This window comes from Paraburkholderia susongensis (assembly GCF_900177725.1).
GTDB lineage: Bacteria > Pseudomonadota > Gammaproteobacteria > Burkholderiales > Burkholderiaceae > Paraburkholderia > Paraburkholderia susongensis.
On sequence record NZ_FXAT01000003.1, the window covers coordinates 109,420 to 122,702 of the forward strand.

A 13,283-nucleotide genomic window follows, 5' to 3' on the forward strand; every position below is an offset into this window, starting at 1 on the left:
CTCAACCGGTACGCGTCACAGGAAGCCGCAACAAGCCCTCTCCCCGCGCGATTAAAATAACAACCACGAATACGCGCCGCGGACCACCGGTCTGCCTCCCTCTGCGCGACACAGCGACACACTCACGCGCCCTCGCCATGAATGACGATCAACTTCTCCGCTACTCCCGCCATATTCTCGTCGACGAAATCGGCATCGAGGCGCAGCAGCGTTTTATCGACGCCCACGCGATCATCGTCGGCGCGGGCGGGCTTGGTTCGCCGGCGGCGCTGTACCTCGCGGCTGCGGGTGTCGGCCGTCTGACGCTCGTCGATGCGGACACGGTCGACCTCACCAATCTGCAACGGCAGATCCTGCACGTGAGCGCATCGGTGGGGCGAAAGAAAGTGGACTCCGGGCGCGATATGCTCGCGCAGATCAACCCCGAGGTCGTCGTGAACACCGTGGCCGAACACGTCGACGATGCGTGGCTCGACCGCGAGGTGCCGCACGCGACGGTCGTGCTCGATTGCACCGACAACTTCGCGACGCGTCACGCGATCAACCGCGCGTGCGTCAAACATCGCGTGCCGCTCGTGTCGGGCGCGGCGCTGCGCTTCGATGGCCAGATCAGCACCTTCGATTTCCGCGACGATGCATCCCCCTGCTACGCGTGCGTGTTCCCCGAAGACCAGCCATTCGAGGAAGTCGCGTGCTCGACGATGGGCGTGTTCGCGCCAACGGTCGGCATCATCGGTTCGATGCAGGCCGCCGAAGCGCTCAAGGTGATCGGTGCAATCGGCACGCCACTCGTGGGGCGCCTCTCGATGCTCGATTCGCTGCGGATGGAATGGAACACGATGCGCATCGCGCGTCAGCCGGATTGCCCGGTGTGCGGGCAAGCGCATCGAGCTTGATACCCGCTCGCGCCGCAAGGCGTTGGCAACGTGCAGAACAGAAAAACGCCGCACATGTGCGGCGTTTTGTATTCGACGAACGTCAATCAATGCGGCATTTCAGGCCAATGCGACCCGCTTGAGCGCGGCCTGCACCTCTTCCGGTTCGAACGAAGCGAGCACGTCGGCCACCGGCTTCTCCAGCGTCTTCAAGTGCGAGCGCAGGACCTCCTGCTTCACTTCGAGCAACTGGCTCGGATGCATCGAAAATTCGGTGAGACCCATGCCGAGCAACAGACGCGTCAACGCCGGGTCGCCCGCCATCTCGCCGCACACCGACACCGGCACGCCCGCGCGCTTCGCCTCGCGCAGCGTGAACGCGATCAGATGCAGCACGGCCGGATGCAGCGGATCGTACAGATGCGCGACCGCATTGTCCGCGCGATCGATGGCGAGCGTGTACTGGATCAGATCGTTGGTGCCGATCGACAGGAAATCGAGCCGCTTCAAAAATAGCGGCAACGCGATCGCGGCAGCCGGAATCTCGATCATCGCGCCGACCTGCACGTTCGGATCGTAGGCGATGCCTGCGTCGTCGAGCTGACGCTTGGCTTCGCGGATCAGATCGAGCGTCTGGTCAATTTCCTGTGCGTGCGCGAGCATCGGAATCAGAATCTTCACCCTGCCGAACGCCGACGCACGCAGGATCGCGCGCAACTGCGTGAGGAACATTTGCGGCTCCGACAGACTCCAGCGAATCGCCCGCAACCCGAGCGCGGGATTCGCCGCGCTTTCGTAGCCGTCGCCGCCGCTCATCGAATCGAGCGGCTTGTCGGCGCCGACGTCGATCGTACGGATCGTGACCGGCAAGCCGTTCATCAGCTCGACCGCGCGGCGATACGCGCTGAACTGCTCCTCCTCTTCCGGCATCCGGTCCTTGTGATTCATGAACAGGAACTCGGTGCGGAACAGGCCCACACCGGTCGCGCCCGAATTGACCGCCGCGCGCGCGTCTTCCGGCAATTCGATGTTCGCGCACAGTTCGATGTGGGTGCCGCACAAGGTTTGCGTCGGCGAGAATTTGAGCCGCTGCAGTTTGCGCTGCTCCAGCTCCTTTTCGCTTTGACGGTACGAGTATTCCTCGAGCACGATCGGCGCGGGATCGACGATCACGATGCCATGATCGCCGTCCACGATGATGAGGTCGTCCTGGCGGATCAGCGCACTCGCATGCTGCACGCCGACCGCGGCCGGAATGCCGAGGCTGCGCGCGACGATCGCGGTGTGCGAAGTGCGCCCGCCGAGATCGGTGACGAAGCCCTGGAACGTCTGCGTCTTGAACTGCATCATGTCGGCCGGCGCGATGTCGTGCGCGACCACGATCATCTCGCTGCACGCGCCATGTACGCCATCGGCGAGGTTGGACGCACCCGCGAGCGCCTTCAGCACGCGCTCGACGACCTGCTCGATGTCGGCTTTGCGCTCGCGCAGGTATTCGTCTTCGATATCGTCGAAATGGCGCGACAGGCGCTCGAGCTGTTCGGTCAGCGCCCATTCCACGTTGTAGCGGCGCGTGCGGATCAGGTCGATGGTTTCCTGAACGAGCATTGCATCGTTCAGGATCATGCTATGAACGTTGATGAAGGCGCCCATTTCGCTAGGCGCGTCGGCGGCGAGATCGGCACGCAGCGCGTCGAGCTCTCCATGAACGCGTTGCTGGGCCGCGCGAAAACGCTCGACCTCCCCTTCGATCTGGGCGGGCTCGATCAGATAGTGGTCTACGTCGAGTGCAGCCGGGGCGATCAGATAGGCCCGCCCGATGGCGATACCGCGTGACACGGGAATTCCATGCAGCGTGAACGACACGCGCACCTCCTCTAGTTGTGTGATGCCGCGGCAAACCGCTGCAATGCTCTCAGACTGTACTGGGCATTATAAATTCCGCGCCTCTTTGAAGTATGCCAGGGGTGTGTGCAGCGCAGCACGAATTATCGTAATCGGGAGTAACGTATAGCCCCGAAAACCCCGTATCGCTTACGCGCCCTTTCACTCTGATTAACCCGCTCGCCTTTTCGTTATTAACGTGGCAGTGGCAGCGGCGAAAAAAAAACGCTGCGGACTAGCCGCAGCGTTTTCTTGTCTATCGATCTCAGAATGTGCCGGGTTATTGGCCCTCGCCGAATTTATCGGCAATCAGTTTCAGCAACGCGTCCATCGCGTCCTTTTCGTCAGCGCCTTCTGTTTCGATCAGCACCGTACTGCCGATGCCCGCAGCCAGCATCATCACGCCCATGATGCTTTTCGCGTTGATACGGCGGCCATTACGGCTCATCCAGATTTCCGCCTGATAGTTGCCCGCGAGTTGCGTCAACTTGGCCGACGCGCGCGCGTGCAGCCCCAGCTTGTTCACGATAGTCGTTTCCTGTTGCAGCATGTGATGATCCGAAGCGCGGGTAAATGAGAGGGTGAAAAGTGAAACGGCAAACCAGTTGCAATGCGTTCGAAGCCTTGGGCAACGCCCTCACCTATAAGCCTGCCGAACCCGCCTTGTGCGTCAGATCGGCGTCGGGCGGCAACGCTGAAACACAGTCGCCGGACGCCGCGGTGGGCGGCAAGGCCGGCAGGCAATCACCCGACGCGGCAGGCGGCGCGGCAGGCGCCGGCGTAGCGGGCCCGATCGCATGGATACCCTTGGTTGCGCCGGCGAGCGCCTTGTCGGCGAGCGTGTCGAGCGGCGTCGCGCGATAACAGACCGCGCGCACCAACATCGGCAGATTGACGCCGCACAACACGCGCACGTCCGGCACCGTGGCGAGCCGGCCCGCGATATTCGCCGGCGTCGCGCCGAACATGTCCGTGAGCACGAGCGCGCCGTTTTCTTCCTTGAGGCGCGCGATTTCCGAATTCGCAAACGCCACCACTTGCGCGGGATCGCAATCCGGCGACACGTCGATCACGCCGATGCGCGCCGGCAAACCGCCATAGATGTGAGAAATGCAATCGCGCAACGCGGTGGCGAATGGAGCGTGCGCAATGATCAGAATGCCTGCCATGTCAGCCTTACTGCAAAAGAACGGCCCCGAACCATGGACCGGGACAAAGCCCGGTTCGTCAGCGCCTCCGACCGGCCGTGGGTCGAGAGGGCGGGAACGCATCATCCAGCGAGCGGCTCGCGGCGCATGACATTCATGCCGGCGCCGGCGGGAGCACTGCCCGTTCGTAGTCCGCGAGCCGCGCCGGCGGCACCCATGGCAACCGGCCATACTGCCGGATACGACGGAATGCGGCCTCGCGCGGGAGAGCGGGCATTGTAACAGGCTCATTTTCACGCCAAACCGCGTAGCGTGCCTGATGCGGATTTACTACACAGGTTGGGGGCGCTGCCGGCCATTCAAGGCGGCTGCGTCAGTTCGCCGCGCGCTCCAGCGCGTCGATGAACATCCCGGCCACGTCGAAACCGGTTTGATCCATGATCTCGCGGAAGCACGTCGGGCTCGTCACGTTGACCTCGGTGAGCCAGTCGCCGATCGCATCGAGACCCACGAGCAGCAAGCCGCGCGAGGCGAGCACCGGCGCGAGCGTGTCGGCGATCCTGCTATCGTGCGCGGTAAGCGGCTGCGCGACGCCCAGGCCGCCCGCCGCGAGGTTGCCGCGCACCTCATTACCCTGAGGAATACGCGCGAGCGAATACGGCACCGCTTCCCCACCGATCAGCAGGATGCGCTTGTCGCCGTCCTTGATCTCGGGGATGAATTTCTGCGCCATCACCGAGCGCGCGCCGTCGTGGCTCAGCATTTCGATGATCGAGCCGAGGTTCATGCCATCCGCCTTCACGCGGAACACGCCCATGCCGCCCATGCCGTCGAGCGGCTTCAGGATCACGTCGCCATGCTGCTCGTGGAACGCGCGCAGGCGCGCGGCGTCGCTCGTGACGAGCGTGGGCGCGACGAACTGTGCGAATTCGCCGATGGCGAGCTTTTCCGAATGATCGCGAATCGCCTGTGGCTTGTTGAAGATGCGCGCGCCGTTACGCTCGGCGATTTCGAGCAGCCACGTGGACGTCACGTATTCCATGTCGAACGGCGGGTCCTTGCGCATCACGACCGCGTCGAAGCCCTTGAGCGCGCGCGGCGCGGCGGGGTCGGCGGCGAACCAGACGTCACGGTGCAGATCGGCGGTGTCGCCGGTGATCTCGATACGCTGCACGTTCGCTTCGACGTCGTCGCCCGTCCACGCCAGATGCTTGGGCTCGCAGGTGTACACCGTGTGACCGCGGCGCGCCGCTTCGGCCATCATCGCGTAGGTCGTGTCTTTGTAGATCTTGAAATGGCTGAGCGGATCGGCGATGAAAAGAATGTCCATGAAGGTCCCGGTGCGCCCTGACGGGCTTGGCATTGATCGTAAATATAGTCTTTGGAGACGGCGATGGCGGCACGCATGCCGCCATCGAGGGCCGGCTTAGACCTGGATCGCTTCCGGATCGGTCTTTTCGAGTTCGACCGATGCGGCGAGCAGCCCGAGCCGCGCGACCACGCCGTACATGTAGAAGCGGTTCGGCGGCGCCGCGCCGGGCTTCGCGTGCGCATCGGGCAGTGCCGTATGCTCGAAGCCGAGCGGCACGAAGTGCATGCCCGGCGCGTTCAGATTCTGATCGCGCTCGCGGCTGCCATGCACACGGTAGAAGCCGCCCACCACATAGCGGTCGATCATGTAGACGACCGGCTCGGCGACTTCCTCGCCGATGCGCTCGAACGTGTAGACGCCTTCCTGCACGATCACGTCGTGCACTTCGAGGCCGTCTTTGGTGGCCGCCATGCGGGCGCGTTCACGCTTCGTGAGCGCGGCCACTTCCGACGCGTCGTGCACGGTCATCACGCCCATGCCGTAAGTGCCCGCATCGGACTTGATGACGACATACGGCTTCTCGGAAATGCCGTACTCGCGGTACTTGCGGGCGATCTTCTTGAGCACGCCGTCGATCGCCTCGGCGAGCGCTTCCTCGCCCGTGCGCTCCTGGAAATCGACGCCTTCGACGTGTGCGAAGTACGGATTGATCATCCACGGATCGATCTCGACGATCTTCGCGAACTTCTTCGCGACGTCGTCATAGCAGGAGAAATGCATCGACTTGCGACGAACGGCCCAGCCCGCATGCAGCGGCGGCAGCAGATACTGCTCGTGCAGATTTTCGAGCACGGGCGGAATGCCGCCCGAGAGGTCGTTGTTGAGCAGGATCGAGCACGGGTCGAAGTTCTTCAGGCCGAGACGCCGCGGCGAACGCTCGAGCGGTTCGAGCACGAGCTTCTGCCCGTCGGACAACGCGATCGTGACGGGACCGTTGATGGTTTCGTCGAGCGTGCCGAAACGCACGTTCAAACCGGCCTGGCGCATGATCGACGCGAGCCGGGCCACGTTTTCGAGGTAGAACGCGTTGCGCGTGTGGCGCTCCGGAATCACGAGCAGATTCTTCGCGTCCGGGCAGATTTTTTCGATCGACGCCATCGCGGCCTGCACCGCGAGCGGCAGCACTTCCTGCGGCAGATTGTTGAATGCGCCGGGAAACAGATTGGTGTCGACCGGCGCGAGCTTGAAGCCCGCGTTACGCAGATCGACCGAACAGTAGAACGGCGGCGTGTGCTCCTGCCATTCGAGCCGGAACCAGCGTTCGATAGCGGGCGTGGCGTCGAGGATCTTCCGCTCGAGATCGAGCAGCGGGCCGTTTAACGCCGTAACTAGGTGGGGAACCATTGATCACTCGCAGACTGGAGAAAAAAGATTGTAGAGCAAATGCTTTGCCTATTTGGGGACGGTTTCTCCATTCGCAAGCAAACTCGAATTCATTCTCCCTATCACGATAATAGGCCCGGCAATGGGCCGTTTCCAAGCGAGTGTTTTCGGGGGATTTCCTGGCGATCCCGGATGATTCCCAAGCGCTTTTCAGGAAATTTCCGGCGGATGTCCCGATAAGCCAGCAGTCACTTCCAGCTCATCCGTCAGCCATTTTCCTGTCATTTCAGGCGGCGTCCCTGCCGCATCCATCGTCTTCAACACCGTCGTTCCGCGCATTCCTTCATACCGTTCCTCACGCCGTCACTCAACGAATCAGCAAGAAAAAGCCCGCCATGAAGGCGGGCAAAATCGCTGCGCTTGATCTGTACCTTGATCCGTAACCTTGATTCGTCCTTCGGCGAGCCTAGGAGCGCAGGCTCGCGCAAAGGCATGGCGACTTCGATCCGTTATTCGACGTGTTCGCCGTGCAGGCTCACGTCGAGGCCTTCGCGCTCCTGCTCTTCCGTCACGCGGATGCCCATCACCATGTCGATCACCTTCAGCAGGACGAAGCTCACCACGCCGCTGTAGATGAGCGTCGTCAGCACGCCCTTGGCCTGCAGGATCACGCTGCCGTCCGCGCCGCCGATGTCCTTGACCGCGAACACGCCGGTCAGCAGCGCACCGACGATGCCGCCGATGCAGTGCACGCCGAACGCGTCGAGCGAATCGTCGTAGCCGAGCTTGTGCTTGAGCCACGTCGCCGACCAGAAGCAGACCACGCCGGCGACAATGCCGATCACGAGCGCGCCGAGCGTGCCGACGAAGCCCGAAGCCGGCGTGATCGCCACCAGCCCCGCCACCGCGCCCGACACGATGCCGAGCACCGACGGCTTACCCTTGGCCGCCCATTCGGCGAACATCCACGCGAGCGCCGCCGCAGCGGTCGCCACTTGCGTCGCGAACATCGCGAAACCGGCGCGGCCGTCCGCCGCCACCGCCGAACCCGCGTTGAAGCCGAACCAGCCGACCCACAGCATCGCACCACCGATCAGCGTGAGCGTGAGGTTGTGCGGCGCCATCGCTTCGCGGCCGTAGCCGACCCGCTTGCCGAGCACGAGACAGCAGACGAGACCCGCGATACCCGCGTTGATGTGCACCACCGTGCCGCCCGCGAAGTCGAGGATGCCCGCGCTAGCGAGCCAGCCGGTCGGCTCCCACACCATGTGCGCGATCGGCGAGTAGACGATGATCGACCACAGCGTCATGAACACGAGCATCGCCGAGAACTTCATGCGGTCGGCGAACGCACCGGTAATCAGCGCGGGCGTGATGATCGCGAACGTCATCTGATAGACGAAGTAGACCGTTTCGGGAATCGTCGGCGCGAGGTGGCTCACGGTCAGCGTCGTGGCCTTGTCGCCCTTCACGTAGCTCATGCCCGTCATGAACACGCGCGAGAAGCCGCCGATGAACGAGCCGCCCGGCGTGAACGCAATGCTGTAGCCGACCACGGTCCAGACGATCGTCACGAGACACGTGATCGCGAAGCTTTGCATCAGCGTCGCGAGCACGTTCTTCTTGCGGACCATGCCGCCGTAGAAGAGCGCGAGACCCGGGATCGTCATGAACAGCACGAGCGCGGTGGAGGTCAGCATCCAGGCGGTGTCGCCGGAATTGATCTTCGAGGAATCGACCGAGAACGGCGCGGTCGGTGCAGCCGGTGCGGCGGCGGCCGCGGCGGCTGAAGCGTCGGCGGCAGCCGGTGCGCTTGCGGCCGGTGCAGCGGATGCGTCGGCGGCGGGCGCCGAAGCAGCAGGTGCAGCAGCCGCGGCCGAAGCGTCCGGCGCCGGCGCGCTCGCCGTCGCATCGGGAGCCGAGGCGGCAGCGGGCGCGGACGCATCGTCCGCGAGAGCGGCGCCGATACCACCCGCGAGCAGCGAGCCGGCCATCAGCAGGGACATCAATAGTTTGCGCATCTTGGTTTTCCTCTTGTCGCTTATCTGTGTCGCTTTCCCTTTACAGCGCATCGGCGCCGGTCTCGCCGGTGCGGATGCGGATCACCTGCTCGATCGGCGTGACGAAAATCTTGCCGTCGCCGATCTTGCCGGTGCGCGCGGCGCGCTCGAGCGCCTCGATCGCCTGATCGACGATGTCGTCCGACACCGCCGCTTCGATCTTCACCTTCGGCAGAAAATCGACGACATATTCAGCACCCCGATACAGCTCCGTGTGGCCCTTCTGCCGCCCGAAGCCTTTGACTTCCGTCACCGTGATGCCCGACACGCCGATCGCCGACAAGGCTTCGCGCGCTTCATCGAGCTTGAACGGCTTGATGATTGCGGTAATGAGCTTCATGAAATCCCTCGCTAGTTCGTTGCTGATCGCGTTGCTAACCGCTGCGTACCCGTAAACCGTGGTCTCTTGCACTACCGGTAAAAGGCGCCGGCAGTGCGCGCGGGGCAGTAACAGCAACTCGCATGCCATGTCGTGTCAAACTGCGCTCCGCACGCATGGCGCAAGGCGCCCGGACGGCCTTGTCCGAACGGCCAGCGGCGCGGTGCGCGGGTGGCGCGGCGTAGGGATCGTTGCTAGAGTGTTCGAAGGTTCTGAACGCGACGGCGCGCACCAAAGGCGCTCACGCGGCCGCGAGAGGCGAGGTGGCGCGCACCAAGACAGCCCATTCGCCGCAACGGGGCACAGACGTTACGAAACATGCACATTTTTTGTGCACCAAGGGGAACACCATGAAACAACCGAACGACGTTTTCAACGACTTCCAGGCACGCGTGAGCGATCTGTTCAAGAACTCGCCGGCCAAGGACGTCGAGCGCAACGTCAAGGCCATGCTGTCGCAAGGCTTCTCGAAGCTCGATCTCGTCACGCGCGAGGAATTCGATACGCAGACCCAGGTCCTCGTGCGCACCCGCGCGCGCCTCGAAGAACTGGAGCGCCGCGTCGCCGAGCTGGAGCAGAAGCTGCCCGTCACCCAAACGCCGTAACCCTCCGCGCGCGGCGTTCGCGCTGCGCCAAGCTGCACATCACCGGCAAGCGGGCCGTGACGTCATCAGCGTTTCAGGAAATCCGCGCCAATGGCGCGGTCCGACGGGAGAAAACATGTCGCTTGCCGTGGTGCGCAGTCGCGCGCCGGCCGCTGGCCGCGCGCCCGAAGTAACCGTCGAGGTTCATCTCGCAAACGGATTACCGTCGTTTTCGATCGTCGGCCTTCCCGATCTGGAAGTGCGTGAAAGCCGCGAGCGCGTGCGCGCGGCGCTGCAGAACTGCGACTTCGACTTCCCCGTGCGGCGCATCACTGTCAACCTCGCGCCCGCCGATCTGCCAAAAGAGTCCGGCCGCTTCGATCTGCCGATCGCGCTCGGCATTCTCGCCGCGAGCGGGCAGATTCCCGCGGAATCGCTGCTCTACCGCGAGTTTGCCGGCGAGCTGTCGTTGACCGGCGCGCTGCGGCCGATGCGCGGCGCGTTCGCGATGGCGTGCGGGACCGCGCGCGGCGGCATGGCTGCCGGTGGCGGTACCGATATGTCTTCTTCCGCGCCGCCATTCCCGGTTGCCGGCGAGACGCCAGCCCAGCCGCCCTTGCGTACTCCACAGCTTTACCTGCCGGCCGCGAGCGCGGCCGAAGCGGCGCTCGTGCCTGGCGTCGACGTTTATGGCGCCGCCGATCTGCCGTCGCTGTGCGCGCACCTCGCCGGCGTACCCGAAGCGCACCTGCGCCCGGTCGCGGCGCCCGAACCCGGCATGCAAACCGCCGTCAACGCTCCCGACATGGCCGATGTGATCGGCCAGCGCGCCGCGCGTCGGGCGCTGGAAGTAGCGGCGGCCGGCGGCCATCACGTGCTGCTGATCGGTCCGCCCGGCGCCGGCAAGTCGATGCTCGCCGCACGCCTGCCGGGGCTGCTGCCGCCGATGACCGACGACGAGGCGCTCACCTCCGCCGCGTTGCTGTCCGCGAGCCGGATCGGCTTCACGCCGTCGCAGTGGCGGCAGCGGCCCTTTCGCGCGCCGCATCATTCGTCGAGCGCGGCGGCGCTGGTCGGCGGCCGCAACCCGCCCCAGCCCGGCGAGATCACATTGGCTCACCTAGGGGTGCTCTTTCTCGATGAATTGCCCGAATTCGATCGCGTCGTGCTCGAAACGCTGCGCGAGCCGCTCGAAGCAGGTCGCATCACGATCTCGCGCGCCGCAGTGCAGGCCGATTTCCCGGCCGCGTGCCAATTGATCGCCGCGATGAACCCCTGCCCGTGCGGATGGCGCGGCGACCCGGGCGGGCACTGCCGCTGCACGCCGGAAATCGCGGCTCGCTATCTGCGCAAGCTCTCGGGGCCGCTGCTCGACCGCATCGACATCCAGCTCGAAATGCCGGCGCTGACGGCCGCCGAACTCGCAGCCCGCGCGGCCACCGCCGGCGAAGCGAGCGCTGCCATTGCGCGGCGGGTGAGCACCGCGCGCGAACGGCAGTTGCTGCGCCAGGGCAAGACCAACCGGGAACTGGACGGACGGGAAGTGGACGAGGTGTGCCGCCCCGACGCAGCGGGCGAAGCATTGCTGCGCGAAGCGGGCGAGCGCTTCGGCTGGTCAGCGCGTGCTTACTACCGCGTGCTGAAGGTCGCGCGAACCATTGCCGACCTCGCGGGCGCGGCGATGCCGAGCGCCGCGCAGATCGCCGAAGCGATCCAATACCGCAGGGCTTTGGGTTCGCTATGAGGAGAAAAATGCACTGTCAAGACTTGACTTATGCACATCTTCGCGGTTTTGACATACTTTGAAACAACTCAGAAGCGCGCTGAAACAGCAATCCCAAAGCCCTTGATTTCATTGAATTTTTTAAAGGACACTGTATTACAGCATTCTGACGGAATGCCCACCGGAAGGGCTTTTGCGGCAAATGAGGCCCAGTTCTCAACAGAGTTATCCACAGGCACGGTGAATAACGGAAAAACCTCAACGTAAACCGTGTATTAGCTCACAAACTTGCAGAGGAACTTTCACTGCCCGGAACACTCTTCCGGGCGCATGCCGCCCAAAATACCAGCGCTCAATAGAGCTGGAACGACGAAAAAAATTGATCGATCTGATCCTGGGGCAGAGGTTGATCGGCGATGATCGCCGCTTGGTAGACATGCCGCCCATGCGCGACCAGCCGCGCATAGACGATGCGCGTCTCGTGCTGGGCACCCGCCTCGCCGGTCACCTTCATTTCGAGACCCGGTGTGTGACCGCCTGCGGCAAGCGGAATTTGCACCGCGTGCGCATCGGGCGCGGCGCCCACGTTACGGGCCAGACCTGCGCGCAGGAAGTCGAGCGCGGCGCGCTGCGTGGCGTCACTGTCGTCCGGCAGCATCACGGTGCCGACCGCGAAAACCGCATTGCCGGCTTCGGCCGTCTGCATCGCCATTTGCATCGGCGTGCCGTTGATCTGCACCGCGCGCGCGTCATTGCCCGGCTTGGCCGGAAAGTCGACGGTGTAGCCGTTGTCGTTGTTCATGACAGTGCGCCAGTCGAAAGTCGGCGAGCAGGCGCTCAGCGCCGTGCCGAGCAGGAGCGCGGCAGCCGTCGTGCCGAGCATGGCTCGCACGCGCGGCAGGTGTGCGGAAGCGCTGCGGGAACCGGCTGGCTGGCTGCGGTGTTGGAGTCGGGCTGGTAAATGGGCTGACGAATGGGCTGGCAAGCAAGCTAACAAGCGGGCTGACAAATGAGCCGGCAAATGGGCCAACAAATGGGCCAACAAGCGGGCCGGCACTGGAGCCCGCGACAGGACTCGCACCAGGGCTGACAAGCGGCTCACCAAGGAAAGACGGGACGAAACGCGGGCAAGGAAACGCGGGACGCAAAAAGCAGTTCGGAGCATGAGGTCGGGAGATCAGGCTTACAGGAGCGTAAAGCCCTATTATCCGCTGATCCATTGCCGGCCCCATATCCCGCCGCGCTGCCGCGCCGGCACAATAGCACCAATGGGGCTACAATACTCGGGCTATTCAGCACCGGCCCTAACACCCAAACCGACCCATTGTTCCGCGCGTCCGCGCGACTCACGAGGTTCCGTTCATGAGTTCCAATTCTTCCGCCGCCGCCCGGCGCGCGAGCCCGCTTCGCTACATCATCGCGGCGGTCGTGGCTATCGCGCTCGCCGTCGCCGGTTACTTCGCTTTCGCCGGCCAGCAGCGCGTGCCCGATGCGACCTTCACGCTGCTCTCGGGCAAGAAGCTCTCGACCGCCGACCTCAAGGGCAAGGTCTATCTCGTCAACTTCTGGGCAACGAACTGCGACACCTGCATGAAGGAAATGCCGCAAATGGTCCAGACCTATAACCGCTTCAAGGGCCAGGGTCTCGAATTCGTCGCGGTGGCAATGAACTACGACGCACCGATGTACGTCACCAACTACACGGAAACGCGCCAGTTGCCGTTCAAGGTCGCGATGGACGACGGCTCGGCCGCGAAGCAGTTCGGCAACGTGCAGCTCACGCCGACCACCTTCGTGATCGACAAAGACGGCAAAATCCTGAAGCGCTACGTCGGTGAGCCGCAGTTCGCGGAACTCGACCAGTTGCTGGAAAAGGCGCTGAAGACCTGACGCCTGCCGAAACGGCCTCGGGCCATCAGGCCCGGCACGTCGAGA

General features: G+C 63.9%; 12 protein-coding genes. 4 read left to right on the plus strand and 8 right to left on the minus strand.

Features of this window, described 5'->3' with window-relative positions:
* Positions 1-137: 137 nt before the first annotated feature.
* Positions 138-896, plus strand: a complete 759-nt coding sequence (locus B9Z01_RS09630) for a HesA/MoeB/ThiF family protein (RefSeq protein ID WP_085482319.1) — start codon at positions 138-140, stop codon at positions 894-896.
* Between the two features lie 99 nt (positions 897-995).
* On the opposite strand, the gene ptsP is transcribed toward B9Z01_RS09630, so the two are convergent.
* The 7 genes from ptsP to B9Z01_RS09665 form a co-directional block, all read right to left on the minus strand.
* Positions 996-2,741 carry a phosphoenolpyruvate--protein phosphotransferase gene (ptsP, locus tag B9Z01_RS09635; protein WP_085482321.1) on the minus strand — a complete coding sequence of 582 codons (1,746 nt, stop codon included), beginning with the start codon at positions 2,739-2,741 and terminating at the stop codon, positions 996-998.
* Between the two features lie 298 nt (positions 2,742-3,039).
* Positions 3,040-3,309, minus strand: coding sequence for an HPr family phosphocarrier protein (locus B9Z01_RS09640; protein WP_085482323.1), 270 nt, complete (start codon positions 3,307-3,309; stop codon positions 3,040-3,042).
* Positions 3,310-3,400: 91 nt separating this feature from the next.
* Entirely contained in the window at positions 3,401-3,928 is a 528-nt protein-coding gene (locus B9Z01_RS09645; protein WP_085482325.1) for a PTS sugar transporter subunit IIA, read from the minus strand.
* A gap of 352 nt (positions 3,929-4,280) precedes the next feature.
* Positions 4,281-5,237: a glutathione synthase gene (gshB, locus tag B9Z01_RS09650; RefSeq protein ID WP_085482327.1), complete on the minus strand. Its 957-nt coding sequence runs from the start codon at positions 5,235-5,237 to the stop codon at positions 4,281-4,283.
* Between the two features lie 96 nt (positions 5,238-5,333).
* Complete coding sequence (gene gshA, locus B9Z01_RS09655; protein WP_085482329.1) at positions 5,334-6,623, minus strand: glutamate--cysteine ligase; 1,290 nt, start codon at positions 6,621-6,623, stop codon at positions 5,334-5,336.
* A 488-nt stretch (positions 6,624-7,111) separates the two neighbouring features.
* Positions 7,112-8,623, minus strand: coding sequence for an ammonium transporter (locus tag B9Z01_RS09660; RefSeq protein ID WP_085482331.1), 1,512 nt, complete (start codon positions 8,621-8,623; stop codon positions 7,112-7,114).
* 40 nt (positions 8,624-8,663) lie between these two features.
* The gene (locus tag B9Z01_RS09665) at positions 8,664-9,002 is read right to left on the minus strand and encodes a P-II family nitrogen regulator (RefSeq protein ID WP_006048089.1); all 339 of its coding nucleotides are present in this window, start codon (positions 9,000-9,002) and stop codon (positions 8,664-8,666) included.
* A 389-nt stretch (positions 9,003-9,391) separates the two neighbouring features.
* On the opposite strand from B9Z01_RS09665, the gene B9Z01_RS09670 reads away from it, so the two are divergent.
* Both B9Z01_RS09670 and B9Z01_RS09675 read left to right on the plus strand, forming a co-directional pair.
* Positions 9,392-9,646 carry an accessory factor UbiK family protein gene (locus tag B9Z01_RS09670; protein ID WP_085482333.1) on the plus strand — a complete coding sequence of 85 codons (255 nt, stop codon included), beginning with the start codon at positions 9,392-9,394 and terminating at the stop codon, positions 9,644-9,646.
* A gap of 115 nt (positions 9,647-9,761) precedes the next feature.
* Positions 9,762-11,369, plus strand: coding sequence for a YifB family Mg chelatase-like AAA ATPase (locus B9Z01_RS09675; RefSeq protein ID WP_085482335.1), 1,608 nt, complete (start codon positions 9,762-9,764; stop codon positions 11,367-11,369).
* Positions 11,370-11,700: 331 nt separating this feature from the next.
* Here the strand turns inward: B9Z01_RS09675 and B9Z01_RS09680 are convergent, their stop codons facing one another.
* On the minus strand, positions 11,701-12,231 hold the full coding sequence (locus B9Z01_RS09680) for a hypothetical protein (protein ID WP_085482337.1): 531 nt from the start codon (positions 12,229-12,231) through the stop codon (positions 11,701-11,703).
* 479 nt (positions 12,232-12,710) lie between these two features.
* Here B9Z01_RS09680 and B9Z01_RS09685 point away from each other — a divergent pair, with 479 nt between their 5' ends.
* A complete protein-coding gene (locus B9Z01_RS09685; protein WP_085482339.1) occupies positions 12,711-13,238 on the plus strand; it encodes a peroxiredoxin family protein in 528 nt (175 codons plus the stop codon).
* Positions 13,239-13,283 lie beyond the last annotated feature (45 nt).

What these genes read in the sequence shown, in the direction of transcription:
- B9Z01_RS09660 (WP_085482331.1), bottom strand. Translation starts at nt 8,623, where the DNA reads ATGCGCAAACTATTGATGTCCCTGCTGATGGCCGGCTCGCTGCTCGCG.
- gshA (WP_085482329.1), bottom strand. Translation starts at nt 6,623, where the DNA reads ATGGTTCCCCACCTAGTTACGGCGTTAAACGGCCCGCTGCTCGATCTC.
- B9Z01_RS09680 (WP_085482337.1), bottom strand. Translation starts at nt 12,231, where the DNA reads ATGCTCGGCACGACGGCTGCCGCGCTCCTGCTCGGCACGGCGCTGAGC.
- B9Z01_RS09670 (WP_085482333.1), top strand. Translation starts at nt 9,392, where the DNA reads ATGAAACAACCGAACGACGTTTTCAACGACTTCCAGGCACGCGTGAGC.
- B9Z01_RS09665 (WP_006048089.1), bottom strand. Translation starts at nt 9,002, where the DNA reads ATGAAGCTCATTACCGCAATCATCAAGCCGTTCAAGCTCGATGAAGCG.
- B9Z01_RS09685 (WP_085482339.1), top strand. Translation starts at nt 12,711, where the DNA reads ATGAGTTCCAATTCTTCCGCCGCCGCCCGGCGCGCGAGCCCGCTTCGC.
- B9Z01_RS09640 (WP_085482323.1), bottom strand. Translation starts at nt 3,309, where the DNA reads ATGCTGCAACAGGAAACGACTATCGTGAACAAGCTGGGGCTGCACGCG.
- B9Z01_RS09630 (WP_085482319.1), top strand. Translation starts at nt 138, where the DNA reads ATGAATGACGATCAACTTCTCCGCTACTCCCGCCATATTCTCGTCGAC.
- gshB (WP_085482327.1), bottom strand. Translation starts at nt 5,237, where the DNA reads ATGGACATTCTTTTCATCGCCGATCCGCTCAGCCATTTCAAGATCTAC.
- B9Z01_RS09645 (WP_085482325.1), bottom strand. Translation starts at nt 3,928, where the DNA reads ATGGCAGGCATTCTGATCATTGCGCACGCTCCATTCGCCACCGCGTTG.
- B9Z01_RS09675 (WP_085482335.1), top strand. Translation starts at nt 9,762, where the DNA reads ATGTCGCTTGCCGTGGTGCGCAGTCGCGCGCCGGCCGCTGGCCGCGCG.